General features: G+C 78.1%; 23 protein-coding genes. 7 read left to right on the top strand and 16 right to left on the bottom strand.

The genetic code is table 11. From position 1 onward, the window contains the following. Positions 1-4: 4 nt before the first annotated feature. Together E9549_RS07800 and ppsA are read right to left on the bottom strand one after the other, a co-directional pair. A complete protein-coding gene (locus E9549_RS07800) occupies positions 5-925 on the bottom strand; it encodes a universal stress protein (protein WP_236825970.1) in 921 nt (306 codons plus the stop codon). Next, positions 922-3,249: a phosphoenolpyruvate synthase gene (ppsA, locus tag E9549_RS07795; RefSeq protein ID WP_236825969.1), complete on the bottom strand. Its 2,328-nt coding sequence runs from the start codon at positions 3,247-3,249 to the stop codon at positions 922-924. Before ppsA ends, E9549_RS07800 begins: the two co-directional genes overlap by 4 nt. Positions 3,250-3,536: 287 nt before the next feature. Between ppsA and E9549_RS07790 the strand changes: the two genes are divergently transcribed. Then, the gene (locus E9549_RS07790) at positions 3,537-4,577 is read left to right on the top strand and encodes an alcohol dehydrogenase catalytic domain-containing protein (RefSeq protein ID WP_236825968.1); all 1,041 of its coding nucleotides are present in this window, start codon (positions 3,537-3,539) and stop codon (positions 4,575-4,577) included. 50 nt (positions 4,578-4,627) lie between these two features. Here E9549_RS07790 and E9549_RS07785 read toward each other — a convergent pair whose 3' ends face one another. Next, a complete protein-coding gene (locus tag E9549_RS07785) occupies positions 4,628-5,638 on the bottom strand; it encodes a hypothetical protein (RefSeq protein ID WP_236825967.1) in 1,011 nt (336 codons plus the stop codon). A 1-nt stretch (position 5,639) separates the two neighbouring features. Then, entirely contained in the window at positions 5,640-6,245 is a 606-nt protein-coding gene (locus E9549_RS07780; protein ID WP_236825966.1) for a flavodoxin domain-containing protein, read from the bottom strand. A 222-nt stretch (positions 6,246-6,467) separates the two neighbouring features. Here E9549_RS07780 and E9549_RS07775 point away from each other — a divergent pair, with 222 nt between their 5' ends. Next, on the top strand, positions 6,468-7,142 hold the full coding sequence (locus E9549_RS07775) for a response regulator transcription factor (RefSeq protein WP_236825965.1): 675 nt from the start codon (positions 6,468-6,470) through the stop codon (positions 7,140-7,142). 12 nt (positions 7,143-7,154) lie between these two features. Here E9549_RS07775 and E9549_RS07770 read toward each other — a convergent pair whose 3' ends face one another. The 5 genes from E9549_RS07770 to E9549_RS07750 form a co-directional block, all read right to left on the bottom strand. Beyond that, the gene (locus E9549_RS07770; RefSeq protein WP_236825964.1) at positions 7,155-8,909 is read right to left on the bottom strand and encodes a GAF domain-containing protein; all 1,755 of its coding nucleotides are present in this window, start codon (positions 8,907-8,909) and stop codon (positions 7,155-7,157) included. 66 nt (positions 8,910-8,975) lie between these two features. Then, a complete protein-coding gene (locus E9549_RS07765) occupies positions 8,976-9,416 on the bottom strand; it encodes a pyridoxamine 5'-phosphate oxidase family protein (RefSeq protein ID WP_236825963.1) in 441 nt (146 codons plus the stop codon). 32 nt (positions 9,417-9,448) lie between these two features. After that, positions 9,449-9,976, bottom strand: coding sequence for a flavodoxin domain-containing protein (locus E9549_RS07760; RefSeq protein WP_236825962.1), 528 nt, complete (start codon positions 9,974-9,976; stop codon positions 9,449-9,451). Further along, positions 9,973-10,854: a universal stress protein gene (locus E9549_RS07755; RefSeq protein ID WP_236825961.1), complete on the bottom strand. Its 882-nt coding sequence runs from the start codon at positions 10,852-10,854 to the stop codon at positions 9,973-9,975. The genes E9549_RS07760 and E9549_RS07755 overlap by 4 nt, the downstream gene beginning before the upstream one ends. 28 nt (positions 10,855-10,882) lie before the next feature. After that, the gene (locus E9549_RS07750) at positions 10,883-11,554 is read right to left on the bottom strand and encodes an HPP family protein (RefSeq protein ID WP_236825960.1); all 672 of its coding nucleotides are present in this window, start codon (positions 11,552-11,554) and stop codon (positions 10,883-10,885) included. A 203-nt stretch (positions 11,555-11,757) separates the two neighbouring features. Here E9549_RS07750 and E9549_RS07745 point away from each other — a divergent pair, with 203 nt between their 5' ends. The 4 genes from E9549_RS07745 (at position 11,758) to E9549_RS07730 (ending at position 15,640) form a co-directional block, all read left to right on the top strand. Continuing rightward, positions 11,758-12,744 (top strand): universal stress protein, encoded by a 987-nt coding sequence (locus E9549_RS07745; RefSeq protein WP_236825959.1) that lies wholly within the window; start codon positions 11,758-11,760, stop codon positions 12,742-12,744. After that, positions 12,741-13,454 (top strand): hypothetical protein, encoded by a 714-nt coding sequence (locus tag E9549_RS07740; protein WP_236825958.1) that lies wholly within the window; start codon positions 12,741-12,743, stop codon positions 13,452-13,454. Before E9549_RS07745 ends, E9549_RS07740 begins: the two co-directional genes overlap by 4 nt. Before the next feature lie 202 nt (positions 13,455-13,656). Next, complete coding sequence (locus tag E9549_RS23775) at positions 13,657-14,631, top strand: universal stress protein (RefSeq protein ID WP_236825957.1); 975 nt, start codon at positions 13,657-13,659, stop codon at positions 14,629-14,631. Between the two features lie 22 nt (positions 14,632-14,653). Next, complete coding sequence (locus E9549_RS07730) at positions 14,654-15,640, top strand: zinc-dependent alcohol dehydrogenase family protein (protein ID WP_236825956.1); 987 nt, start codon at positions 14,654-14,656, stop codon at positions 15,638-15,640. Positions 15,641-15,657: 17 nt separating this feature from the next. Here the strand turns inward: E9549_RS07730 and E9549_RS07725 are convergent, their stop codons facing one another. From E9549_RS07725 to E9549_RS07715, 3 genes are all read right to left on the bottom strand, one after another. After that, positions 15,658-16,536, bottom strand: a complete 879-nt coding sequence (locus E9549_RS07725) for a hypothetical protein (protein WP_236825955.1) — start codon at positions 16,534-16,536, stop codon at positions 15,658-15,660. 160 nt (positions 16,537-16,696) lie between these two features. Then, positions 16,697-19,201, bottom strand: a complete 2,505-nt coding sequence (locus tag E9549_RS07720) for a cation-transporting P-type ATPase (RefSeq protein ID WP_236825954.1) — start codon at positions 19,199-19,201, stop codon at positions 16,697-16,699. Continuing rightward, the gene (locus E9549_RS07715; RefSeq protein ID WP_236825953.1) at positions 19,198-19,443 is read right to left on the bottom strand and encodes a 2TM domain-containing protein; all 246 of its coding nucleotides are present in this window, start codon (positions 19,441-19,443) and stop codon (positions 19,198-19,200) included. The genes E9549_RS07720 and E9549_RS07715 overlap by 4 nt, the downstream gene beginning before the upstream one ends. Positions 19,444-19,640: 197 nt before the next feature. On the opposite strand from E9549_RS07715, the gene E9549_RS24085 reads away from it, so the two are divergent. Next, positions 19,641-20,987 carry a wax ester/triacylglycerol synthase domain-containing protein gene (locus tag E9549_RS24085; RefSeq protein ID WP_236825952.1) on the top strand — a complete coding sequence of 449 codons (1,347 nt, stop codon included), beginning with the start codon at positions 19,641-19,643 and terminating at the stop codon, positions 20,985-20,987. Here the strand turns inward: E9549_RS24085 and E9549_RS07705 are convergent. From E9549_RS07705 to E9549_RS07690, 4 genes are all read right to left on the bottom strand, one after another. Continuing rightward, positions 20,959-21,882, bottom strand: a complete 924-nt coding sequence (locus tag E9549_RS07705; protein ID WP_236825951.1) for a polysaccharide deacetylase family protein — start codon at positions 21,880-21,882, stop codon at positions 20,959-20,961. The genes E9549_RS24085 and E9549_RS07705 overlap by 29 nt on opposite strands. A gap of 212 nt (positions 21,883-22,094) precedes the next feature. After that, positions 22,095-22,745, bottom strand: a complete 651-nt coding sequence (locus tag E9549_RS07700; protein ID WP_236825950.1) for a phosphatase PAP2 family protein — start codon at positions 22,743-22,745, stop codon at positions 22,095-22,097. After that, positions 22,742-23,830: a YbhN family protein gene (locus tag E9549_RS07695; RefSeq protein WP_236825949.1), complete on the bottom strand. Its 1,089-nt coding sequence runs from the start codon at positions 23,828-23,830 to the stop codon at positions 22,742-22,744. Before E9549_RS07695 ends, E9549_RS07700 begins: the two co-directional genes overlap by 4 nt. Beyond that, a complete protein-coding gene (locus E9549_RS07690) occupies positions 23,827-26,265 on the bottom strand; it encodes a phosphatase PAP2 family protein (protein WP_236825948.1) in 2,439 nt (812 codons plus the stop codon). The genes E9549_RS07695 and E9549_RS07690 overlap by 4 nt, the downstream gene beginning before the upstream one ends. Positions 26,266-26,298: the final 33 nt, after the last annotated feature.

Raw genomic sequence — 26,298 nt, 5'->3', positions numbered from 1 at the left:
GCGCTCACGCGGGCGCGGTCGACCGGGACCTCGCCGGGGCGCCGGTCGGCACGACCTGGACGGGGCACCCGGCGCGGTGCAGCACCGCGTTGGTCGTGGACCGCAGCCCGCCCAGCACGCCGCCCCATCGGGAACGGCGTCCCACCAGGAGCAGTTCGGCGGTCAGCGAGGCGGACAGCAGCACCTCCGCCGCGCGGCCGCGCTCGACGACCTGCCGCACCGGGACCTGCGGGTACCGCGCGGTCCACGGCGCGAGCACATCGGACAGCAGGTCCTCCTCGCGCCGCTGCGCGGCCTCGTCCCCGACCAGGGGGTCGAACGCGAGGTGGGCGGGCCCGGGGGCGGGGTGCCGCCAGGTGTGCACGGCGACGAGCCCGCACGCGCGGTCGGCCGCTGCCCGGAACGCGGCCGCGACCACGTCGTCGTCCGTGCCGTCCTCCACGCCGACGACGACGCCGGCCCGGCCGCGGACCGTCCTGACCGCCCGCCGGGGGACGACGAGGACCGGGCAGGCCGCGCCGCGCACCACGCCCGCCGCCGTCGACCCCAGCAGCACGTCCTCGAGCGAGCCGGTGCTCTGCGAGCCGAGGCAGAGCAGCTGCGCCGACCGCGAGGCACCGACCAGCACGTCGACGGGGTCGCCCTCGACCAGCCGCGGCCGCACGGCGAGCCCCGGGTGCCGCCGGCGGAGCTCGTCGACGGCGGTGTCCAGCGCGAGGTCGGCCGCGACCCGCAGGACGGCGCGGGTGTCGAAGCCCCGGGGGCCGGGGACGCGCTCGCCGGGGCGCCACGGGAAGACGAGCACCGGCTCCACCGGCACACCACGGCGGACCGCCTCCTCACCGGCGGCGCGGCACGCCGCCGAGGCGTCGGCGGAACCGTCCACGCCGACGGCGACGGGCCGGCCCACCGCCGTGCCGGTCACGCCGGCACCCCCGGGGAGCGCCGGGCCGCCTCCAGGAGCAACCGGCGCTCGGCGGCCGCCAGCGCGAGCCGGGTCGCGCCGACGGCGGAGGGCTCCACCGACACCGAGCCGATGCCGGCCCGGACCAGGTGCTCGACGAACTCCGGCCGCCGGGACGGGGCCTGGCCGCAGAGCGACGAGGGGACGCCCATCCGCCGGGCGGTCGCGATCACCGAGCCGATGACGGCGAGCACGGCCGGATCGGCCTCGTCGAAGAGGTCGGCGAGGTCCGCGGAGTCGCGGTCGACCCCGAGCACCAGCTGGGTGAGGTCGTTGCTGCCGATGGAGACGCCGCCGATGCCCAGGCCGATGTACTCCGGCAGCCAGTACGCCACCGACGGGACCTCGGCCATCACCCACCGGCGGAGGCCGCGCTGGCGCCCCAGCGGGCTGGCGTCGATCAGGTGCAGGCACTCCTCCAGCTCCCAGCGGGTGCGCACGAACGGGACCATGACGGCGACGCCGGGGAACTCCTCGCGGACCTGCGCCAGCGCGGCCAGCTCGAGCCGGAGCAGGGACGGGTCGTGGACGTACCGGATGCAGCCGCGGAGCCCGATCATCGGGTTGTCCTCGACCGGCTCGTGGGCCGCCCCGCCGGCCAGCCCGCGGAACTCGTTCGAGCGCAGGTCCGCGGTGCGGTAGACGACCGGCCGGGGGGCGAAGGCGGCGGCGATGGTGCGCAGCGAGCCGGCCAGCGCCGCCACCACCTCGTCGGCCTCGCCACGCGCGATCATCTCCGACGGGTGCCGGCCGCGCAGCGCCCGCGTCAGCAGCAGCTCGGCCCGCAGCAGGCCCACGCCGTCCACCGGGAGCGCCGCCGCGGCGGCCGCCTGCCCGGGGTCGGCGAGGTTGACGTGCAGCCCGGTGCCGGTGGTCTCCACCGCCTCCTGCGTCCCGGCCGACCGGGACGGCGCCGCCGTCGCCGGGGCCGGAGCGTGCCGGCCGGCGAGCACCACGCCGGCGTCCCCGTCGACGGTGACCGCCGTGCCGTCGGAGAGGGCGGTCGTCCCCGTCCGGGTGCCGACGACCGCGGGAACGCCGAGCTCGCGGGCGACGATCGCCGCGTGGCAGGTGATCCCGCCGCTGTCGGTGACCACCGCCGCCGCGCGGCGCATGGCCGGCATCCAGTCGGGGTTGGTCAGCGGGGCGACCAGCACCTCGCCGTCCTGCAGCCGGTCACCCTCACCGGGGGAGTGCAGCACCCGGACCCGGCCGGACGCGCGGCCCGGCGAGGCGGCCAGGCCGCGCAGCAGGGGCGCGGTGCCGGGCTCCGCCCCGGTCGGGTCGGGTGCACCGCGGCCGAGCGTGGTGACCGGCCGGGCCTGGACCAGCCAGAACCGCTCGTCGTCGGCCGCCCACTCGACGTCCTGCGGCCGCCCGTGCAGGGCCTGCACCCGCAGGGCCAGGCCGGCGACCTCGACGGCGTCCTGCTCGGAGAGCACCGGGGGGCCGCCAGCATCGACCGGTGCGGTGCGGTCGGCCCCGTCCGCACCGCGGACCACCTGCACCCGCTGGGTGCCCCGGTGCACCCCCAGCAGCCGGGGACCGGCGGCGTCCAGCACGTAGGTGTCGGGCTCCACCTCGCCGCTCACCACGACCTCGCCCTGGCCCCAGGCGGCCTCCACCACCACGCGGTCGCGCCGGCCGCTGACGGGGTCGGCGGTGAAGGCCACCCCTGACCGGCGGGCGGTGACCATCAGCTGGACGACGACGGCCAGGTCCGGGACGTCGGTCTGGCCCCGCTCGGCCCGGTAGGCGACCGACCGCGGGGCGAAGACCGAGGCCCAGCAGTCCACGACGGCGCGGAGCACCGCATCGGGACCGGCCACGTTGGTGAAGCTGGCGTTCATCCCGGCGAAGGAGGCCTCGTCGCTGTCCTCGCCGACGGCGGACGAGCGGACCGCGACGGGAGGGTCCTCCCCGAGGGCGGCGTACGCGGTGCGCAGCTCCGCCACGAGGGCCGGGGGCGCCCCGGCACGGTGCACCAGGTCCTGCACCGCCCGGCACTTCCCCGCCAGGCCGTCGCGGACGGCGGCGGGTGCGCCGGGCCGGGCCGCGGCGAGCGCCGCGTCGTGCCGCCGGGCCAGCTCCGCGGTGAGCCCGGCCGTCGCGACCGCCGTGCGCAGGGCGCCGGCCGTCACCACCACGCCGTCCGGGACCGGGAGACCGGCGCCCAGCAGCGCCCCCAGGTTGGCCCCCTTGCCGCCGACCCGGTCGACGTCCGCCAGCCGGACGTCGGCCAGCCGGGCGACCAGCCCGGTCCGCTCCGGCGCCTGGGCGGTCACCGCCGCACCTCGTGGTGGCGGGCGGTCGACGGGGTGCGCACCTGTCCTGGCATGGCTGCTCCTCTCCCGGGGCGTCTCGGGCCCCAGCCTGCTGGGGTGACGCCCGCGCGACCCGGGTCCGGGGGCCCGGCCCGGCACGGACCTAGGGCCCTCGGGGAGCGGACCGGCGCCCTCCGGGCGCGCCGCCGGACCTTCGGCCCCCCGGCGACGGACGAGCGGACGTGGTGGCGGCCCCGGCACCACGGCTGGACTGACCGGGCACCCCCCCCGACGACGAGGAGACGGACATGTTGGCGCTGGTCTACTACGGCCCCGGTAAGAGGTCCTGGGAGGAGGTGGCCGACCCCCGCATCGAGGACCCGGAGGACGCGGTGGTCCGGGTGGACGCGTTCACCATCTGCGGCACCGACCTGCACATCCTGCGCGGTGACGTGCCGGAGGTGGCCAGCGGCCGCGTCCTGGGCCACGAGGCGGTCGGCACGGTGCAGGAGGTCGGCCCCGGTGTGCGCACCGTGCGACCCGGTGACCGGGTGCTCGTCTCCTGCATCACCGCCTGCGGTCGGTGCCGCTTCTGCCGCGAGGCCCGGTACGGCCAGTGCCAGGGCGGCGGCGGGTGGATCCTGGGGCACACCGTCGACGGCGTGCAGGCCGAGGCGGTGCGGGTGCCCTTCGCCGACGGCTCCGTGCACAGGCTCCCCGACGACGTCTCGGACGAGGCCGCGCTCATGCTCGCCGACATCTTCCCGACCTCCTACGAGGTGGGGGCCCTCAACGGTGGGGTACGGCCCGGCGACACGGTGGTCATCGTCGGCGCCGGACCGATCGGCCTGGCGGCCGTCATGACCGCGGGGCTCTACAGCCCGGAGCGCATCGTGGTCGTCGACCCGGTGGCGAGCCGGAGGGCCGCGGCGACCGCGTTCGGCGCCGACCTGGCGCTGTCGCCCGACGACGCGGTGGCCGAGACGGTGCGTGGCCTCACCGGTGGGCTCGGCGCCGACGTCACCGTCGAGGCCGTCGGGCTGCCCGGCACGTTCGACATGGCGGTGGAGCTCGTGCGGCCCGGCGGGCGGGTGGCCAACGTCGGCGTCCACGGCCGGCCCACGACACTGCACCTCGAGGACCTCTGGATCCGGGACGTCACGATCACCACCGGGCTGGTGGACACCTCCTCCACCCCGATGCTGCTGCGCATGCTGCGCGCCGGTCGGCTGGACGCCGGGCGCATGGTGACCCACCGGTTCGGGTTCGACGAGGTGCCCCGGGCCTACGACGTGTTCGACGACCCGGTCGCCTCCGAGGCGCTCAAGGTGAGCATCTCCCGGAGGTGACGACGTGCGGGGGCCGTCGGACCAGCGGTCCGGCGGCCCCCACCGCGTGCTCAGGAGCCCTGGCCCGGGGGCCAGGGGTGGTCCAGCGGCTCGATCGTGTCGGCCAGCGGGCGGCGGCCGGTGCGCGGGACGGGCTCGGCGCTGATCGGGGCCCACCCGAGCCGCACGACCATGTGGGGCTCCCCGCCGTCGGCCAGGACGTCCCGCAGCCGCGCGCGCGTCTCCGGCACCTCCAGCGGCTGGCTGATCGGATCGGTGGCCAGGCCCTGGCGGGTCGCCGTGAGGAGGACGGCGCTCAGCGCCTCGCCCGCCCGGAGCTGCTCGACCGGGTCGTCGGCCGGGGTGGCCAGCACCGCCAGCACCGTGCCGTCGGACTCCTCCTCACCGAGGGCGTTCTGGCCCTGCTCCCCGGCCCCGAAGTGCCGGACCGGTACCACCCCGTCCGGGCTGCCGGGCACGTTGGCCGCCGGGACGCCCTCCCGCGCGCCGCGGGACCGCCCGGTCCACGTCGCCGTCTCCTGCGCCAGGCCGGGGGTCAGGGCCTGCTCGACGCCGGCGTGCTCGACGAGGCGGGCCACGAGGTCCCGCTGCGCGGAGCCCTCGAGCACCTGCAGCTGCGCGCCCTGGCCGTCGGCCGCGTCGCGGAGCTCCTCGAGGAACTCCGGCGGGACCGGCCAGGTCGAGAACACCCGCCGGTCGCTGTGCCGCCGCTCGATGGCCTGCGCCAGCGCGAGGTCCGGGGGCATCGGCCGCCCGTGCGCCAGCTCCACGGCGGCGAGGTGCTCGGGGTGGTGCGGATCGGGCAGCCGGTGGACGGTGGAGCCCAGGCCGGCGGCCAGCAGCGCCACGCGGAGGTGGTGCAGCGCCGCCCCGCAGCTGTACCGGAGGTCCCGGCCGTCGGGGTCCGTGGCCGGGAGCGCGCGCCCGGGGTCGGCGAAGAGGTGGACGGAGTCGTCCCCGATGCGCCACCGCCACGGTTGCGAGTTGTGCACCGAGGGGGCGCGGTTGGCGAGCGCGATGGCCGCACGGGCCGTCGTCCGGTCCAGGTGGGTGGTCAGCACGTCAACTCCTCGATCGGCCCGGTTGCGGGCGGGGTCCGTCCGGTGCCGCGCGTCGCCCGGGCGGCGCCGGCTCCCCGGGCCGCGGTGCGGCGTCGTCGAGCCCGTCGGCGACCGTGGCGGCCCAGGCCCGGATCGCCGGCCGGTCGCGGTGGTCACCGGCACCCGTCCCGGTCAGGCGGTAGAACACCCGGCCCCACAGCGGGGCGCGGGCGAGGTCCACCACACCGGCGAACATGTGGTGGTCGCGAGGGCGGAAGCCGCGCGGGAAGCCCTGCTCGATGCGTCGCAGCTCTCCTGCGCTCAGGAACCGCGCGCGCCGGCTCCCGTACGGCTCGGCCAGGCCGCCGACGCTGAAGCACCAGGTCGGTCGCCCGGAGGCCGCCGCCCGGCCCAGGAACTCCAGCGCCGGGGGCAGCCACGCCATGTCGTGCACCGCGCTGCCGACGACGAGGGCATCGGCGTCGTGCGGGTCGAGGTCCGGGCCGGCCGGCCGGCACGTCGTCCGGTACCCCCGGCCGGTGAGCACGGCGGTGATCTCCTCGGCCACCTCGGCGGTGGACCCGGCAGCGGAGGCGTGCGCGACGGTGACCCGGAGCGGTGCGTCCATGGCGCCACGGTGCCCGAGCGGCCACGTGCCCGGGAGGGACGGAGGTCCCCGGCGGGCCGCTGGCGGGCCCTGCCCGCGTCGCCGGTCGGCGGTGCGAGGTCGGGACCTTCGGCCCTGCGCCACCCGGCCGCTGGGTCCCTAGCGTTGCCCGGACGGGGGCGCCCGCCGGTGCCGCCCGACGGCCGCGCCCGGGTACGGGCGGACACCCCGCAGGATGGTCGCGTGAACACCGAGCAGCCCAGCCCCGTCAAGGTCTTCCTGGTCGACGACCACGAGATCGTCCGCCGGGGCGTCGCCGACGTCCTGGAGGGCTCCGGCGAGATCACCGTGGTCGGCGAGGGCAAGAACGCCGCGGAGGCGCTGGCCCGGGTCCCGGCGCTCCGGCCCGACGTCGCCGTCCTCGACGTGCGGCTGCCCGACGGTGACGGCGTGACGGTCTGCCGCGAGCTGCGGTCCCGGATGCCCGACCTCAAGGTCATCATGCTCACCAGCTACAGCGACGACGAGGCGCTCTTCGAGGCGATCATGGCCGGCGCGTCGGGTTACCTGCTCAAGCAGATCCTCGGGCAGGACCTGGTCAGCGCCGTCCGCACCGTGGCGGCAGGCGGCTCGCTGCTCGACCCGACCGCGACCACGGCCGTGCTGGAGAGGATGCGCCGCGCCGCCGAGCCCGCGGGGCCGCTGGCGAAGCTCAGCGACCAGGAGCGCACCGTGCTGGAGCTGATCGGGGAAGGTCTCACCAACCGGCAGATCGGGGAGCGCATGTTCCTCGCCGAGAAGACGGTGAAGAACTACGTCTCCCACCTGCTGGCCAAGCTGGGCCTGGAGCGACGGACCCAGGCGGCCGTGCTCGCCGCGGAGCTGCGCAACGCGGCCCCCGGCGGCCGGCCGCGCTGACCGCGGCCCGGCTCAGCGGACCGGGGCGCTCCAGCGCAACCGGCTCCCGCCGTCGGGCAGCGCGGCGACCAGGGCGGCGCCACCCCGCCGCTGGGCCCGATCGGCCAGGTTGCGCAGCCCGCTGCGTGCCGCGCCCTCGTCGATGCCGCGCCCGTCGTCCACCACCTCGACGACCACGTCGTCGGTGACGTCGAGCGTCACGGTGACGTGCCGGCCGCCGGAGTGCCGAGCGGCGTTGCTGACCGCCTCCCGCACGACCGCCAGCACGTCCGCGGCGAGCTCACCGGACACCAGGCTGTCGACCGCCCCCGACATCCGCACGGTGGCGTGGACGGCGTCGCCCGCGGTCTCGGTGACCACGTCGAGGAGCTGCCGGCGCAGGCTCTCCCCGGAGGAGTCGGTGGTGTGCAGGTCGAAGATGGTCGTCCGGATGTCGCGGACGGTGCCGTCGAGCTGCTCGACGACCCCCTGGATGCGGCGACGGGCCTCGTGGTCGGCGACGCGCGGCATCACCGACTGGAGGGCCAGCCCGGCGGCGAAGACGCGCTGGATGACCAGGTCGTGGAGGTCCCGCGCGATGCGGTCGCGGTCCTCGTAGACGTCGAGCCGGCGGGAGAGCCGCTGCCGGGCGGCCAGGTCCAGGGCGACCACCACCTGGTCGGCGAAGGCGCCGACCAGCGGTCGCAGCGAGTCGGGGAACGGGGGCGCCCCGGCCCGCCGGGCCAGCACGACGACGGCCGGGCCGGCCTCCGAGCCGCGCAGCGGGACGCCGAGGCAGGGGCCCCAGCGGACGTGGGCGTTGGGCCCGGTGTAGTCCACCACGGAGAGGTCGACGGAGGCGACGGCCCCCGCCGCGTCGACCGCTCCGAGGACCGGGCTGTCCACCGGCCGGATGCGCTCCCCGACGGTGTCCTCCAGCTCCAGGACGCTGCACTGGCTGGTCACGGTGTAGCGGCCGTCCGCCGGGTCGGGGCCGCTGAGCACCCAGGTGGCCTCGGCCCCGGTGAGCCCGGTGAGCCGGTCGGCCACGAGGCCCAGCGCGTCCTCCGGGGAGGTGGTGCCCAGCAGGGACTCGCGGATGTCGGACACCGCCGTCGTCCAGCGGCGCCGCGTCTCCGCCTCCTCGAACAACCGCGCGTTGTCGATCGCGATCCCGGCGGCGCCGGCGAGGGCGGTGAGCACGGCCTCGTCCTCGGCGGTGAACTCACCGGACGCCTTCTCCGTCATGTAGAGGTTGCCGAAGACCTCGCCGCGGACGAGCACCGGGACACCGAGGAAGGTCCGCATCTCGGGGTGGTGGTCCGGGAACCCCACGGACGACGGGTGCTGGCGGAGGTCGGCGATCCGCAGGGGGTAGGGCTCGGTGATGAGCTGCCCGAGGACACCCTTGCCCTCGGGGAGGTGCCCCATCCGGGCGGCGAGCTCGTCGTCGATGCCGACGTGCAGGAAGGCGGCCAGGCCGCCGTCCCGGCCGAGGACGCCCAGCGCCCCGTAGCGGGCGTCGACCAGGCCGGTCGCGGCCTCGACGATCCGCCGCAGCGTGGTGTCCAGGTCCAGCCCCGTCGACACGCTGAGGAAGGCGTCGAGCAGGTGCTGCACCCGCGCCTGGGTGCGGGCGACGACGCCGAGCCGCTCCTGCACCTCGTCGAGCAGCTCGGTCAGGCGCATCCCCGACAGCGCGGCGGCGGCCTCCGGGGACGCAGAACTCCCACGGCGGGCCGGCGGCACGGCGTAGCGGCCCTGCACGTCCGGCCCGGTCTCCGCCATGGGCCCAGCCTGCCACCGGTGCCTGCGGGGTGGAAGACGCCGCGGGCCGAAGCGGTACCGGATCGCTCAACCGAGGCGGTCATCCTCGACCCGCCACCCCCTCAGGAGACCGATGCGGACGCTGACGAAGCACCGTCCCGCGGTCAGCGCATCCGGGAAGAGCCGGAGGGCCGCGAGGCCCTCGGCCTCGGCCGGGTCGGCGACCACGCGAGCCGGGCCGACCACGTTCACCCCCCAGCCGCCGAGGTCCCGCGGGCGGTAGGAGTCCACCGCGAACGCGACGACCGCGCCGCGGACGGCGGGGACGAGGGCCGATCCCGTGCACGTCGGGATGACCACGGCGCCGTCGTGCACCGCGAACGGGACCGGGACGATGGCGGGCAGGGCACCCGTGGTGACCGCCAGCCGGCCCACCTCCGCGGTGCGGAGCAGCGACCGGCACTCGTCCTCGTCGAGCACCCGGGCACCCACGGGCAGGACCCCGGGCGGGAGGGACAGCTCACCCACGGACCCACCTCCGATCCCCGCGCCGGGCGGTCTCAGGACCGCACCGCGGCGGGGGACGCCAGCTCGGCCGCGATGCCGTCCGCCCAGGCGTGGACGGCCGGCCAGTCCCGGAAGTCCCCGACGGGCGCGCGCATCGCGGTGACCATCGCCCGCTCCCCGAGCGTGAGGTGCGCCTTGTCGAGGCGCCCGGGGAACAGCGCGTGGCCCCGTGCCCCGGTCAGGGAGGTCAGCGGCTCCACGTCGTGCGGGAGGTCGCGCGGGAAGGGCGGTTCGCCGATCGGCCCGCTCGAGAAGAGCCACACCGCCTTCGTGCGCAGCGCCGGCGCGTGCGTGGCGGCGTACTCGCGGGCGGCCTCGAGCCAGCGGCCGACGTACACGGCGCTGCCCAGGACCACCGCGTCGAACGCGGCGGGGTCGGGGCGCTGCGTCACGGGCACCGGCACGGCGACCAGGCCGGCGCCGCCCCCGGCCAGGCGCTGCGCGATCGCGGCGGCGATCTCGGCGGTGGCGCCGTGCCGGCTGGCCACGGTGACCAGCACCCGGCGCGGGGAGCCGCTCACCGGTCCGCCTCCTCGCGGAGCGGGACCACGGCCACCGGGCAGGTGGCGCGGTGGAGCACACCGTGGGTGGTGGGGCCCGGCCAGCGCCGGCGACGCTGCCCGACGACCAGGAGCTCGGCGGTCGCGCCGGCGGCGACCAGCGCCCGCGCCGGCCGGTCCCGCACCACGACCTCGCGGACCGGCACGCCGGGCTCCTTGTCCCGCCAGCCGGCCAGCGCCTCGGCGAGCACCCGCTGCGCGTCGCCGCCGACGCCCGCCTGCTCGGCGAGCGGGCTGAGCGACCGGTAGGCGGTCTCGAGGACGACGTCCTGCCAGGCGTGCACCGCGACGAGGTCGGTGCCGCGCGCGGCCGCCGCGGCGAAGGCGAAGTCCAGCACCTCGTCGTCGTCGGGGGCGCCGCGGACGCCCACGACCACGGACCGGCGTGGCCGGACGACGGCAGCGGCGGGGTCCGGCAGGACCACCACCGGGCAGGCCACGTGGCCGACGACCCCGGCTGCCGTCGACCCCACGAGCAGCCCGGTCACGCCGCCGGCCCCCCGGCTGCCGACCACCAGGAGCTGGGCGGTGGCCGCGGCCTCGCGCAGGGCGTGCACGGGGTCGCCGTCGGCCAGCGAGGCGGTGACCTCCACACCGCCCCCGGCACCGCCTGCGGCGGCGCCGAGGACCTCCTCCGCGGCGGCGCGGACGAGCGACTGCACCTCCGGGCTCGCGTTCGCGTCGCTGAACCCGCCGAAGGGCCAGGTCAGGGCGTGCACGAGGGACAGGGGTGCGCCGCGCCGCCGGGCCTCGTCCGCGGCGAAGGCCACGGCGTGCAGCGCCGCCTCCGAGGCGTCGACACCCACGACGACGGGGCGGGGGTGCGGGGAGGTGGTCATGGGAGGTCCTTCCAGCCGGGCCGGGAGCTCAGGTGGTGGCGTCCGCGTCGACCGGGTTCCCGCGGTGCCCGTCGTCCCCGCTCGGGGACGGGAGCACCCGGACCCCGACGACGCCCGGCACGGTCCGGGCCAGCGCCCGCAGCGCGTTCGCCTCCACCGCCGCGGAGGGCTCGGGGACGCCGGCGGTGCGCCGGACCGTCGCCACACCCTCGACGACCGCGACGTCCCAGTCGCCCAGGTCGCCGGTGTACCCCTCGACGAGGCGGGCGAGGTCGCGCGCGATGTCCGGGTCCGGGCGCACCAGCGCGTGCAGGAGGTCGCGGCGGCTCACGATGCCGACCAGCCGCCCGTTCGCCAGGACCGGGACGCTGCGCAGGCGGTCGTCGACGAACAGGCGGGCGACGTCGGAGACGTCGGCGCCCTCGTCCACCGTGCGCACCCCCTGCGTCATGACGCCGCGCACGAGCAGCGGCGGGGCGGAGCCCCCCGGGTCGTCGCGGCGGAGGTGCAGGCGCGGGTCGGCCGGCAGCCGGTCGCGCAGGACGTCGGCCTCGGCCACGATGCCCACGAGCTGGTCGGCGCCGTCCACGACCGGCAGCGCCGCGTAGCCGTGCTCGGCCATCACCTCCGCGGCGTACTTGGCCGAGGTGTCCGGGCCGACGGTGACGACCCCGCGGGTCATGACGTCGCGTACCTGCACGATGCGCTCCTGATCAGGCGTCGGTGGGGCGGTCGGGCCGACGCTAGGGCCGGCGGCGCCGGTCGCCGCAGGGCCGCGGGGCCGGATGCGACGGGACGTTGGTCCCCCGTCCGCAGGACGGCGGACCCGGGGGCGACGGCGGGGACCGGGCGCATCGTCGGGGCCTGCCGGGCAGCGGCCGGGCACGAGCGGAGGAGCGGCGCGTGGACGGTGCAGCGGTGCAGCGACCCCTGGTGGTCGTCGGCGTGGACGGGTCGGAGGCGTCGCGCGCGGCCCTGACCCACGCGTTCGCGGCGGCGGCCCGCCGGGGTGCGGTCCTGGAGGTCGTCGCCGGGTACGCCGTCGAGGTCGCCTACCTGGGCGGGGCCCCGGTGTGGCTGCCCGACGTCGCCTTCATCCGCGAGGAGACGGCGGCGCGGGTCCGTGCGCTCGTGGCCGGCACGCGGTCGGCGCCGGCGGTCGCGGCCGTGCCGGGTGCCGGCGACGTCGAGGTCCGGTTGCAGGTGCTGCCCGGGCCGCCGGCGCAGGCGCTGGTGGAGCGGTCGGGGGACGCCGACCTGCTGGTCGTGGGCAGCCGCGGGCGCGGAGCCGTCCGCAGCGTGCTGCTCGGCTCGGTCGCGCTGCACTGCGCCACGCGGGCGGCCTGCCCGGTCGTCGTGGTGCACGCCGGGGGTGGTGCGCCGGGGCGGGTGGTGGTCGGGGACGACGGCTCGCCGGGAGCCCGGGCGGCGCTGGTCACCGGGGTGGAGGAGGCCGCGCGGGCCGGTGCCGACGTCGACGTCGTGGTCGCCTTCGACGTCGAGGACCTCTGGATCGACCTGACCACGGCCGTCGTGCCGTCGCCGGAGCGGATCCGGGACGAGCTGGCGGCGCGTACCCGGGCGACGGTGGACGCGGTCCTGGCGGAGCGGGGAGCGGCGGGCCGCGTGGTGCCGCACGTGCGGACGACGGTCGTGCAGGGGCGCGCCGCCGAGGTGCTGGTGGCGGCCGCCGGGGCAGACGACCTGCTGGTCGTCGGCAGCCGCGGGCGCGGCGTGCTGCGCGGTCTGGTCCTGGGGTCGGTCGCCCTGGAGTGCGCCATGCACGCGCTCGGCGCGGTCATGGTCGTCCACCCCCGGGAGGACCGGGCGCCGGAGCCCGTCGGGGCCGGGCACGGGGCGGACCGGCCGGCGCCGCCCGTGCCGGCGTGACTGCGCCGGCCGGCGGCGTCGCCGGACCCGTGGTCGGGGGCGGGTCCGCCGACGTCGTCCGCTCCCTCGCCGACGTCCTGGGAGGTGGCGTCCGGGTCCTGCTGGCGCTGCTCAGCTCCCCGCTGCTCCGCCGTCGGCGTGCGGTGCGCGGCGCCACTCCCGACGAGGTCGCCGGGGAGATGCCGGGCGACGACCTGGTCCCGGTACCCGTGCGGGGGTACACGCGGGCCGTGACGGTGGGTGCGCCGGTCGAGCGGGTCTGGCCGTGGCTCGCCCAGATCGGTCAGGGCCGGGCCGGGCTGTACAGCTACGACGGCCTGGAGAACCTGGTCGGCTGCCGCATCCGCAGCCTGCGCACCCTGCTGCCGGCCGAGGAGCGCCTGCAGCCCGGTGACCTGGTCCGGCTCGGCCCGGAGGGCTACCCGTGCTTCCGGGTGCACACCGCCGAGCCACCCGGCGCGCTGGTGCTGGTGAGCGCCGACCCGCGGCCCCCGCACCGCGCCGGGGCGGTGACCGGGGACCCGACGGTCGCGACCTGGCAGTGGGTCCTGCGCCCGGAGCGGGGCGGGCGGGCCACGCGGGTCGTCGTGCGGCAGCGGCTCGTGCACCCCCGGTCGCAGGCGCTGCTGTGGCGCCTCGTCGAGCCGGTCGGCTACGTCATGGAGCAGCGGATGCTGCGGGGCCTGGCGGCGCGGGCCGAGCAGCGCTGAGCGCCGTGGCCGGCGGGTCCCGGCCCCGGAGCGTGCCCCGGCGGGAGGGCCGTGCACCGGGCGACGAGCTCCTCGGCGTACCAGCGCTCGCGGTCGACCGGGGGACCAACGTCCCGCGGTGGCGGGACATCGGCCTGCGGTCGCGGCCGGGCCACCTGGCGACGCTGGGCGGGCCACCCACGGCGACAGCGAGGAGAGACCGGTGACGGAGACGACCGCACAGCAGCCGACCGATCCCGGAGGGAGCTCCGACCGGGCGCGCCTCGTGGTGGGCATCGACGGGTCCGAGCACTCCCGCGGGGCGCTCGGCTGGGCCCTGGCGGAGGCGGCTCGTCGCTCGGCCGCTCTCGACGTGGTGACCACCTTCCCGGTGGACTTCGTCTGGGGGGACGCCTACCTCCTGGAGGAGGGGCACGTCGAGAGCATGCGCGCGGAGACCGCGGCCAGGGCCCGGGCCTTCCTCGACGACGTGCGGCGGGCGACGGCGCAGCCGGACGGTGACGTACCCGTCGACCTGCACGTGGTGGCCGGGCGGGCGGCCGAGGAGCTGGTGCGGTGGTCGGACGGGGCCGAGCTGCTCGTCGTCGGCAGCCGCGGGCGGGGCGCCGTGCGCAGCACCGTGCTCGGCTCGGTGGCGCTCCAGTGCTCGGTCCACGCCCGCTGCCCCGTGGTCGTGGTCCGGTCCGCGGACCAGCCCCACGACGACCGCGTCGTCGTGGGGCTGGACGACTCGACCGCCGGCCGGGCCGCCCTGCGGCGGGGTGCCGAGGAGGCGCGGCGTCGCGGTGGCCGGCTGGAGGTCGTGGTCGCGAGCACGCCGGTGGACACCTGGACGGAGTTCGCGCCGTACAGCGGTCCGTCGGAGCGGGAGTTGCGCGAGGACGCCGAGCGGTTCGGGCGGCAGGTCGCCGACGAGGTGCTCGACACGTCCCGCGGCGAGGACGTCCGGGTGGTGGCCGGCATCGGGCCGGCCGACGACGTGCTGGTCGACCGGGCGCGAGGGGCCGCGCTGCTCGTGGTGGGCAGCCGCAGCCGGAGCCGGCTGGCCGGGATCGTGCTCGGGTCGGTGGCGCTGCGCACCGTCGTCCGGGCGGAGTGCCCGGTCATGGTGGTGCACCCGCCGCGGACCGAGGAGGCGGCCGGGCCGGCCATGGCCGCCGCCGCCACCCAGGGCTGAGCCGGTCGCGGTGCTCGCGTGGGTGCTCGACGCACCGGCGCCCGTCGACCGGGTGCCGCTGCGCCGCGTCGAGAAGCCGCTGCCCGAGCCGGGCCCGGGCCAGGTCCGCGTCGCGGTCAGCTGCTGCGGGGTGTGCCGGACCGACCTGCACCTGGTCGAGGGGGACCTCCCGCCGCGCCGTCCCGGCGTCGTCCCCGGGCACGAGGTGGTCGGGCGGGTGGACGCGCTGGGTCCGGGCGCCGGCAGGTTCGCGGTGGGCGCCCGCGTGGGGGTCGCCTGGCTGGGCCGGACCGACGGCACCTGCCGGTTCTGCCGGGACGGGCGGGAGAACCTCTGCACGGCCCCCCGGTTCATCGGGTGGGACGTCGACGGCGGCTACGCCGAGGCGTGCCTCGTCGACGAGGCGTTCGCCCACCCGCTGCCCGACGGGCTGACCGACGAGCAGGCCGCACCGCTGCTGTGCGCCGGCATCATCGGCTACCGGGCGCTCCGCTGCGCCGAGGTCCCGCCCGGCGGGCGGCTGGGCATCTACGGCTTCGGGGGGAGTGCGCACCTGACGGCGCAGGTGGCCCTCGCGCAGGGGCTGCGCGTGCACGTGCTGACCCGCGGCCGGCACAACCAGGAGCTCGCGCGGGCGCTGGGGGCGGACTCCGTCGGCGGGGCGGCCGACGCGCCACCGGAGCCGCTGGACGGCGCCATCCTGTTCGCACCGGCCGGGGAGCTCGTGCCCGTCGCACTGCGGGCGCTGGACCGCGGGGGGACGCTGGCCGTCGCCGGTATCTGGCTCTCCGCCGTCCCGGGGCTGGACTACGCGGCGGAGCTGTTCCAGGAACGCCGCCTGCGCAGCGTCACCGCGAACACCCGCCGCGACGGCGAGGAGTTCCTCCGGCTGGCGGCCCGGCTCGGGATCACCGCGACGACGGTGCCCTACCCCATGGCCGAGGCCCCCCGTGCGCTGGCCGACCTGGCGCACGGCCGCTTCGGCGGCGCGGCCGTCCTGCACGCCTGACCGGGCCGGTCCCGCGATCAGCCCGTCGAGGGGGTGGCGCGGCCGCGTGCCGCCGTGCCGGCCGGGGGCGCGGTGACGCGGCCGAGGCGGAGCAGGTCCTGCGGGTGGGCGTGCCAGCTCAGCGCCGAGCGGACCTGCATGCGCACCACCGGCACCTCGACCACCTGGTGCAGCGGATCTCCGGTCCAGCCGCGGGCGCCGGCGATGCGGAGCACGCGCCGGCGCGCCTCGCCGGACCTCAGCCAGGCGAGCTCGTCGTCCCGGGCGGTGGCCAGCAGGACCACGGTCTGCCCCGCGCCGGGCCTGACGTCCACCGGCTCCGCACGATCGGCGGGGCCGGCGCGCGGGCCGGGCTCGGCGAGCCGGACGAGGTCGGCGAGCAACCGCAGCCGGTCCTCGCGGTCCACGGGGACCAGCGTGACGTCCTCGGCCGAGGCCGCCTCCACGAGCGCGCGCACCAGCTCCGGTGGCAGCCGGGCGGGGGTGGGCTCGAGCGGGCCCGGCAACGGCTCGCCGGCGGCGGGGACCGGAGCCGTCCCCGGGCCCAGGGCGGCGAGGGCGGGGTCCGGTGACCCCGCGACGGGGCACACCTCCGCGAGCAGCTGGGGATCCGTGGCCAGCGGGAGGCGGCGCACCTCGACGGCGAGGCCGGCGGCGGCCAGGGACACGCGGGCGTCGAGCAGCGCGGCCCCGGCGCCCTGCAGGGGCTCGCGGGCCCGTCGGTCGGGCACGGACGATCTGCGGGAGCGGTCCGCGCGCAGCTCCAGCGACCCCGGTCGCACCCGCACCAGCCACGGCCGGGCGCCGTTCGCCGAGGGTGCGAGGAGGGCGGCGACGGCCGCGTCCTGGAGCGCCCGGGCGGTGCGCCGCGGGTCCGGAGGTCTGCCAGGGAGCACGGTCCCTCCTCGGGGTGGCACGGTCCTCCCAGGATCGACCGTCGCGCGCGGCGGCGCCGCTGACGCCGGACCCCCTGCCGCGCCGACCAACGTCCCCACCGACGGATGACCACCGGCCGCACCGGGCAGCACGCAGGCAGAGCGCGACGGGGCCCGGTGCTCAGCCGACGCCGGCCCGGTGCCGCCGCGCCGCTGCCCCCTTCACCGCGGCGTCGGCGAGCAGCACCGCGGGCGCGGCGGCGACCGCCACCACGAGCCCCGCCAGGGGAGGGACGGCCTGGCCCAGCAGGCCGGCGACCGGTGGCACGGCGAGGACCGCCACCAGCACGAGCAGCTCGACCGCGACCGCCCACGCCAGCAGCGGGTTGGTGCGCGGAGGTACCCGCCACGCGGGGCGGGTGGTGCTGCGGCAGGCGAACGCGTTCCCGAACTGGCCGAGCACGACCGCCGCGAAGGCCGCCCCGGAGGCGGCGGCCAGGGTGCCGGCCGGGACCTCGGCGCCGTAGGACCAGCCCGCCGGGAGCAGCACCGCCAGGAAGGCGGCCATCGCCATGGTGGCCTCGACCGGCCCGAGGACCAGGAGCGCCCGGCGCAGCAGGGCGCCGTCGACCAGCCGCCGGCGCGGCGGCGGGCCGTCGAGCACGCGGGCCGAGGCCGGTTCCGCGCCCAGGGCCAGGGCCGGCAGCAGGTCGGTGGCGATGTCGAGGCTGAGCACCTGCAGCACGCCGAGCGCCAGCGGCACCGAGCCGCCGGTGACGGTGAAGACGACGAACGGCGTGAGCTCGGCGACGTTGTCGGTCAGGTGGTAGGTGAGGAAGCGGCGGATGTTCGCGAAGGTCGCCCGGCCCTGGCGGACGGCGTCGACGATCGTCGCGAAGTGGTCGTCCAGCAGCACGAGGTCGGCGGCCTGGCGCGCCACGTCGGTCCCGCTCACGCCCATCGCCACGCCGATGTCGGCGGCGCGCAGCGCCGGGCCGTCGTTGACCCCGTCGCCGGTCATGGCGACGACGTGGCCGCGGGCCTGCAGCGCGCGGGCGATGCGCAGCTTGTCCTCGGGCGCGACGCGGCAGACCACCGTGCCGTCGGCGTCGAGCAGTTCGCCCAGCGCGGCCTCGTCGGCCGGCAGGTCCCGGCCGGCGAGCACCCGGCTGCCCGGGCGCCAGAGCCCGGTCCGGCGGGCGATCGCCGTCGCCGTCGCGCCCGAGTCCCCGGTGATCATGGCGACGGCGATGCCGGCGGTCCGGCAGCGGCTCAGCGCCTCGTCGACGCCGGGTCGGGGCGGGTCCTCCAGCCCGACCAGGCCCAGCAGTTCCAGGTCCCGCTCGGCGGCGTCGGCGTCCGCACCGTCCGGCAGCGGGCCGCAGCGGCGGGCGACGGCGAGCACGCGCAACCCGTCGGCGGCCATGCGGGCCGCCTCGTCGGCGGCGCCGCCCGGGGCGGTGCACCGGGGCAGCACGCTGTCCGGTGCCCCCTTGAGCGCGAGCGTGCCGTCCGACCAGACCGACATGCGGCGCCGCCGCGGGTCGAAGGTGAACCGCCGGGCGCCCGGCGGTGCGCCGGCCTCGGTGCCGGGGACGCCGAGCCGACGCGCCAGCGCGTCCAGCGCCGCCTCCATCGGGTCGCCGACCGCGACCCAGCCGCCGTCGTCGTCCCGGTGGACCCGGCCGGTGGAGCACGCGGCCGCCGTCCGCGCCAGCCGACCGGCGGCCGTCACCGCGGCCTCGACGCCGCGGACCTCGGCCACCGGCTCGTAACCGGTGCCCTCGACCGCCACGTCGCCCGCCGGCGTCCAGACCCGCACCACCGCCATGCGGTTCTGGGTGAGGGTCCCGGTCTTGTCGGTGCAGATGAAGGTGGTGGAGCCCAGGGTCTCCACGGATTCCAGCCGGCGGACCAGCGCCACGGTGACCCCGACCGCGAAGAGGAAGCCCTCGCCGGCGGGCAGGCCGAGCCAGGTGCCGGTGAGGAAGCAGACGGTGCCGATGCCCACCGCCAGCACGGTGACCGTGCGGACGACGCGGTGGAGCTCCCGCGCCAGCGGTGTCCTGGCGCGTTCGACCGTGCGGGTCAGGCGGGCGATCGATGCCAGGCGGGTGTCGCCGGCGATCGCGGTCACCACGGCGGAGGCCTCGCCCTCGACGACGAAGGAACCCGCCGACAGGGGGTCGCCGGCGTCCTTGCCCACGGGCTCGCTCTCCCCGGTGAGGAGCGCCTCGTCGACCCGCAGCCCGTGCGACTCGACCACCCGCAGGTCGGCCGCCACCCGGTCACCCGCCTCCTGGAGCACCAGGTCGCCCGGGACCAGGTCCACGGCGTCGACCTGCCGGCGCACGCCGTCGCGGACGACCGTCACCCGGTGGGGCACCAGGTCCCGGAGTGCCTCGGCGGCCCGGTCGGCGCGGTACTCCTGCACGAAGGCGAACACGCCGTTGAGGACGACGACCACCGCGATCGCCACGCCCAGCTCCGGCATGCCGCCGACGAAGGCCAGCCCGGCGGCGGCCCACAGCAGCAGCGCGAAGAAGTGCACCAGCTGGGCGGCCAGCAGCCGCACCGGTGGGGGCGGTCCCTCCACCGGCAGCCGGTTCCCGCCCTCGGGCCGGCGTCCCGCCACCTCTGCCGAGGACAGGCCGGCCGGGGTGGCGGCCGCGACGTCCCCGGTCACGCGCGGTCCCGGTGGGCCGCGTCCCGGTCGGCGTAGGCGCTGCGCCGGTGCAGGCGGAGCACCGCGCCCCAGACCGCGACCGGTACCAGCGGCCACGGGAACCAGGAGCCGGTCGCGAGGGCGCCGACGACCCAGACCACCACGAGGGCGGCGTTGACGGTCGCGAAGACCAGCAGGTGGTGCGCGAACCGTCGACGCCGCCGCATCTGGGCGGGGGAGGGGAGGGAGCCCTCGTCGGGCATCGGGCGCTCCGGATCCGGACGGCGGCAGCGGGCCGGTGACCCGACCGCGGTCCAGCGTCGGGGACCGGCCGCCGGTGGGTCCCGGTGCGGAAGTCCTCCGGTCCGGGTCGAGCGGCCCCCGTGGTCGGCGACCTTCGGCCCTCCCCGGGCCGGACCCGGGTGGGCAGCGTCGTCGCACGACTGCCGGGGAGGGACGCGTGGCGACCGACCAGCCGATCGACCGGGCCTCGCCGGCCGACCGGGCCATGGCGGCCATGGGGCGCCGGGGACGACCCGGGCAGCTGGGGGTCCTCCTGCTCCTGGGCACCGGCCCGGCGGACGACCTGCACGCCGTCGAGCGGCTGCTGGTGTCGCGGCTGGCGTCCGTGCCGCGGCTGCGCCGGCGCCTGCTCGCCGCCCTGCCCCTGGCCGGCCCGCCCGTCTGGGTCGACGACCCGGCCTTCGCGCCGGACCGGCACGTGCGGCACCTGCCGTGGCCGGGGCCCGGCGAGGAGGACGCGCTGCTCGGGCTGGCCGCCGACGTCGTGGGCCGCCGGCTGCCGCGGGACCGCCCGCTGTGGTCGGCCACCATCCTGACCGGGTACCGCCGGGCAGCGGTGCTGCTCGTCGTCGACCACGCGGTCCTCGACGGGATCGGCGGGATGGCGGTGCTCGACCGCCTCCTCGACGGCCACGACGCCCCGCCGGTGGGGAGCCCGGCCGGGACGTCGCGGCCCGCCTACGCCCGCCTCGTCGCCGACGCGTGGCGGGCGCGGATCGCCGGGGTCCGCCGGCTCCGCCGGGCCCTCCCCGAGCTGCGACGGGCGCTGTCGGCCGGGGGCGGGGCGCACCCCGGCGCCGCCGCGCCCTGCTCACTGCTGGCCCCCACGGGTGGCAGGGTGGCCCTCGCGGTGGCGCGCGCCGCGCTCGCCCCGCTCCGGGCGACGGCGCACCGCTCCGGCGCATCGGTGAACGACGCGCTGCTGGCGGCGGTCGCCGCGGCGCTCGGGGACCTCCTGCGGCACCGCGGGGAGCACCTCGACGTGCTCCGGGTCGCCGTCATGGTGTCCGGGCGCCGGACCGCCCGGGCGGACCGGCCGGGCAACGCGGCGGCCCCGCTGGTCGTGGCGGTGCCCGTGGGCGGGGGCGCCGAGGAGGGGCTGCGCACCGTCGCCGGCGTGGTGGCGGCGCGGCGGGAGCAGGCCGCCGGCCCGTCCCTCCCGGCGCTCCTCGGCCCGGTGTTCCGCGTGCTGGCCGCCGGGGGGTGCTACCGCTGGTACCTGCGGCGGCAGCGCCGCATGCACACCCTGGTGAGCGACGTCGCCGGGCCGCCGGTGCCCCGGTCCCTCGGGGGCGTCCCGGTCACCGCGGTGGTGCCGGTGGCGGTGGGGGAGTCCGGCAACCTCACGGTCTCCTTCACCGCCCTGTCCTACGCGGGCACGCTCACGGTCACCGCTGTCGCCGATGCGGGCGCGGTGACCGACCTCCCCGTGCTCCGGGAGGCCCTGCAGCGCCGCCTCGACGAGCTCGCCGGCGTCAGCCCGGGAACAGCGCGTCGAGGGTGACGAACCCGTAGCCGGCCGCGCGGATCCGGTCGACCAGCGCCGGCAGCGCGTCGGCGTCGAGCGTGCTGCCGTCCTCGGGGTGCGCGCCGACGTGCATGAGGACGATCTCGCCGGGCTGCAGCGCACCCATCACCCGGTCGACGACCGATGTGGCGGTGCGGCCGCCGCTGGTGCCCTGCCAGCCGAGCGTGTCCACGGTCCACCGCACCGCCACGTACCCCAGGTCGTTGACCGCGGTGACGGTGCGGGCGTCGCGGTCCCCGAAGGGGAAGCGGAACAGCGGCCGCGGATCGACCCCGGCGGCTCGCAGCGTGGCCTCCGCGCCGCGCACCTCCGCGGCGATCGCGGCGGTGGACAGCCCGGTGAGGTGGGGATGGGTGGCCGAGTGGTTGCCGATGCGGTGCCCGGCGGCGCGGATGGCCTCGACGCCGGCGGGATCGGCCGCGGCCCAGCGGCCGGTGAGGAAGAACGTCGCCGGCACGCGCTCGTCGGCGAGCGTCCGGAGGATCGAGGCGAGGCCCGAGCTGCCGGCCCCGGCGTCGAAGGTGAGCGCCACCACCCGCCGGTCGGTGGGGACGGTGGAGACGTCCTGGCCGCGGAGCGCCGCGGGGACCGCGGCCGCCGGAGGGGAGGGGGAGGCCGGCGGCACGGTGGCCGGCGGACCCGGCACCGTGCTCGTGGACGGCGCCGGGCTCGTGGACGGCTCGGGCGGGACGGCGGAGGGCGGCACCGTCGAGGGCGGCACGGTGGTGGTCGCCGGGGCGGATCCGGTGCCGTCCGCGGCGCGGTCGCCGGATCCCCCACCCCCCGCCAGCACGACCGCCACGACGAGGGCCACCAGCGCCGCCGCGGCGAGGGCGATGCCCGTCCAGCGGGCCTGGCGCACCGTGCTCACCCTGACCTCCGAGCGGTCGCGACGCCGCCGGGGCACCGGCGGACCACGCACCCGTGCCGGCGGGGGACGGGCGGAGGTGGATCGGCGTGCCCGGTCCCTCCGGCGGGTGGCGCGTGACCACCCGATGGTCGCGGGACCGGATGCGGCGGGTCAGGGGCGACGGTCGTGGTCGCAGGTGACGATCGGCCCCGGTGCGCCGGTCGGTGGGGCCGTCACCCGTGAGCGGGCCGGCCGGCCGGCCGTGGCTCCGCCGTCCGGCGGGGGACGCCCACCCCGAGGTTGAGCACGGCCCCCAGCGCCGCGCCGGTCGCGGCGCCACCCACCACGTCCAGCGGCGCGTGCCCGCCCAGGTAGACGCGCGCCGCGGAGTTCAGCACGGCCAGGACCACCACCGCCACCCGCCAGCGGCCTCGCGGGAGGTGGGGCAGCAGCAGCACGACGATCCCGAAGGCGATGATCGCGTGCCCCGAGGGGAACGAGGCGCCCGCTGAGGGGACGTCGCGCAGCACCGCTCCGGGGATCGTCGTCCCCGGGCGCTCGCGGTGCACCAGCTCCTTCAGCACCGCCCGTTCGACGAGGAGCTTGAGCGGCACGAGGAGCACCAGCGCACCGGCGAGGCGCCACCGGCGGAGCACCAGCGCGCCGGTCGCGACGAGCAGCGGCATGCCCAGCACCCCGACCAGCTGCACCGACCACAGCGGCCACTGCCAGACGTCGGAGCGGTGGTTGACCAGCTCGAACACCCGGCGCTCGAGGTCGCCCACGGTGCCCGGCGCCACCACCCGCGCGCAGAGCCCCGCGATCGCCGCACCACCGGCGACGGTGGCGGCATCGGCCCACCGGCGCCGCACGTCCACGGTCACCCCCGGACCACGGCGCCCTGCGGCACGCGAGCGGTCACCCGACCCGCACCCCGGCGCCACAGCACCCAGGCGAGCGCGCCCAGCGGGATGGGCAGGAACCAGGTGAGCAGCCGGAAGACGAGCACCGCCCCGGCCGCCGCGGCCGCGTCCACGCCGACGGCCGTGAGCCCCGCGACGTAGCTGAGCTCGGCGATGCCGAGCGCTCCGGGGGTGATCGGTACCGCGGTCACCAGCCGGGTGACCGAGAAGACGGCCAGGAGGGCGAGCCAGGGGACGCCGGCGCCCTCCCCGCCGACGGTCCGCAGGCAGACGAGCAGGAGGACGAACAGGGCCGTGTGGCTGCCCACCGCTGCGGCGGTGAGGAGGTGCCACCGGTCGCGGACCAGCCCCAGGGACTCCGTCCGGAAGGTCTCGGTGCGCGCCACCCAGCCGGAGGGAGGTCGGCGCCCCCACCGGCGCAGTGCCCGGGCCGACAGCCGTTCCGCCCCCGAGGCCAGCGTCGCGGCGGCCCGGTGGGACGTGAGGGCCAGCACCAGGGCGGCGACGGCCAGCACGAGCAGGCCGCTGCCGAGGGCGGCCGCGGTCGCCAGGGCCGGCGAGGTGTCGCCGGCGAGCGCCAGACCACCGAGCGCCACCGCCGGCATGGCGAGCTTGACGAGGTTGTTCCAGACGCCGGTGAGCGTGACCGCGCGCGCGATGGCCGCCGGTGGCACGCCGAAGGAGTGGTACATCGCCGCCGTCGTCCCCACCCCGAAGGCGAACCCGGCCGGCACGGTGTTGGCGATCGCGGTGGACGCCTGGTCGGCGAGGACCGCCCGGCCCAGCCGCAGCCCGGGTACGGCGGCCATCCAGAGGGGCGCGTAGGAGACCAGGTTCACCGCGGCGACGGCGGCGACGAGGACCACCTCCCGCCACGTGAGCGCGCGCACCAGGCCGAACGCCCGGTCGTAGTCGGCGATGCGGGGCAGGATGCCGGCGAAGACGACCACCAGGACGCCGACCGTGAGGAGCGCCCGCGCGACCCGGCCGGTGAGGACCGCCCGGGCGCGACCGGGGCGGGACCGGCCGGGGAGAGGCGTGCTCACAGCCCGAAGCGGTGCTCGAACCGGGCGGTGAGGGCGGCTCCCGCCGCGGCCGGCAGCCAGAAGGTGAGCAGCCGGAAGAGCAGCACCGCGGCGCAGGCGCTGGCCAGCGGCGCCCCCAGCCCGGTGAGGGCCAGCAGCAGCGCCACGTCGGCGGCACCGGGTGCGGCCGTGACGGGGACGACCGACCACAGCAGGTGGAGCGCGCCGTAGACCGTCGCGGTCGCGAGGAGCGCGACCTGACCGCCGACGCTGTGCAGCGCCGCGGCCAGGACGGCGGCCTCGAGGAAGACGCCCGCGACCGTCCACGCCAGCTGGGCACCGCGCCGCCACGGCGGCCGCTCGACGCCCTGCCGGCGGAGCGACAGCAGGTCGCGCAGCGCCTGCCCGACGTCCTCCCGTGGCGCGGTCCGGGCCGGGGTCGCCCCCGACCCGCGCAGGGCGAGCCACTGCCCGGTGAGCACGAGCGCCCACGCCCCGAGCCCGACGAGGACGGCGGGCACCAGCGCCTCGGGCGTGCGCCAGCCGGTCAGCCGACCCTCCACCACGGCGAGGGCGAACGTCGCCACGGCGACCAGGACGGCGGCGACCACGGCCCCGGCGGTGAACCGGGCCAGGGCCGCCCGGGCCGCCTCCGGCAGCACCCCGGCCCGCTCCAGGAAGCGGGCGGCCGCGCGCCGCCATCCGTCGTGACCGTGCAGCAGCATGGCGCTGTCGGCCACCATCCCGGCGCCGTACGTCCGGCCCAGGGCGATCCGCCGCTCCACGGTCAGCAACGCGCCCACGGCCATCGCCGCGCGGGCGAGGACCGCCAGCGCCACGGCAGCGCCGAGCCACCGCCAGCCACCGCGCTCGACGGATTCGGCCATCGGGCCGGCCCCGGCCAGCAGCGGCACACCCACGAGGGCACCGAGCGAGCCCACGGCCACGGCGGTGCGCGCCGGCCAGCCGGCGGGCGCGAACTCCGGGCGGTCGGGGTCGGGCAGGCCGAGCCGCGCCCGGATCTCGGCGCGCAGCAGGTGCAGGCGGTCCGGCCGGGCCCGCAGCCGGGCGCGGGTCGCCGAGGAGAGGCTGAGCGGGGCGAGGGCGGGCAGCGCCGCGGCGACCGGTGCCGGTCCGAGCCGGTCCACGGCCGACGCGACCACCAGCCGGGGCTCGACGAGCAGGGCGAGGGCGGCCAGCAGCTCGGCGACGTCCCCGGCCAGCGAGTCGTCGGAGGCGCCCGTGAGGGCGTTGCCGAAGTCGACGATCCAGGGCCGGCCGACGTCGTCGACCACGACGCTGCCCGCGACCAGGTCGTGGTGGGCGACGCGCGCCTGGCGCAGCAGGCCGACCTGCTCCCAGACCGCGTCCAGCAGCTCCGGGGTGAGGGCCTCGGCCGGGAGCTCGTCGAGCGGCCGGGAGGGGAGGAACTCCTGCACGACGACGGCGCCGCGGTCGTCGCCCCGGGCCAGGAGGATGCGCGGCGTCCGCACCCCGCGCTCCCGGGCGGTCATCGCGGCGACCGCCTCGTGCTCGGCCTGCTGCCCCAGGGGCGCCACGGCGTCGGCGTCCTTGACGTCCCGGACGGCCAGCAGCCGGTAGAGGCGGTACAGCCAGTCCCGCTCGGCGCGGTCCGGCTCCAGGTACTTCACGTACAGCCGCCAGCCGTGTGCGGTCGTGGCCTCGAAGGGGTGCGAGCTGCGCGCATCGACCTCGGCCGGGCAGAGGTCCCGGACGGGCATGCCCAGCCGGGTCAGCAGGCCGCTCAGCCGGCGCGGGTCGACCTCGCGCCGTGGCACCCCGAAGACCCAGTGCACCAGCGAGCCGATGGCCCAGCCGACGGCGACGCCGCCGACGACGTCGAGGGGCAGATGGGCGCCCACGTAGATGCGGCCCAGCGCCACCGACCAGGCCAGCACCCAGACGACGCGCCGCATGCGGCGGGAGAGGTAGGGCACCGCGGCCGTCGCCAGGGCGGCGGCGACCGCGGAGTGGCCGGAGATGAAGCCCAGGCCACCCACCGGGCCCTCGGGGAAGTTCACCTCGACGGCGAAGCCGCCGGGCCGCTCCCGCCGGACCACTCCCTTCACCAGGTCGGCCGCGACGTAGGCGAGCAGCCCGGAGACCAGCAGGTCCCGCGCCATGCGCACCTGGCGGGCGGCGAGCGCGGCGGCCGCGAGGACCGGGACGGCCACCGCGTTGCCGAGCTGCATGACCACCCACACCACCGGGAAGATGCCCGCCGGCAGGCCGTTGACCAGCTGGAACAGGTCGCGCTCGAAGGTGGGCAGCTCACCGCGCTGCGCGACGAGGAACCCGAGGCCGAGCACCGCCGCGCCGAGGAGGACGCGGACGAGGTCGACGTGGTAGCGGTGCACCGGGGAGCGGCCGGCCCGCGGCGGTCCCGAGCCGCCCGGTCCCAGGTCCCGGCTGCCCACCTGCAGCTGCGTGGTCACCCCAGGAGTGCACCCCCGTGGCCGCCCCCGGCA

This window comes from Blastococcus sp. MG754426, assembly GCF_021699055.1.
GTDB lineage: Bacteria > Actinomycetota > Actinomycetes > Mycobacteriales > Geodermatophilaceae > Blastococcus.
Note: the sequence above shows the minus strand (reverse complement) of the source record. Positions and strands in the feature narration are given on the sequence as shown.

Bases quoted from the DNA above. Each gene is read 5' to 3' on its own strand.
- E9549_RS07790 (WP_236825968.1), top strand. From the start codon at position 3,537: ATGTTGGCGCTGGTCTACTACGGCCCCGGTAAGAGGTCCTGGGAGGAG.
- E9549_RS07780 (WP_236825966.1), bottom strand. From the start codon at position 6,245: ATGGACGCACCGCTCCGGGTCACCGTCGCGCACGCCTCCGCTGCCGGG.
- E9549_RS07770 (WP_236825964.1), bottom strand. From the start codon at position 8,909: ATGGCGGAGACCGGGCCGGACGTGCAGGGCCGCTACGCCGTGCCGCCG.
- E9549_RS07755 (WP_236825961.1), bottom strand. From the start codon at position 10,854: ATGACCACCTCCCCGCACCCCCGCCCCGTCGTCGTGGGTGTCGACGCC.
- E9549_RS07715 (WP_236825953.1), bottom strand. From the start codon at position 19,443: ATGCCCGACGAGGGCTCCCTCCCCTCCCCCGCCCAGATGCGGCGGCGT.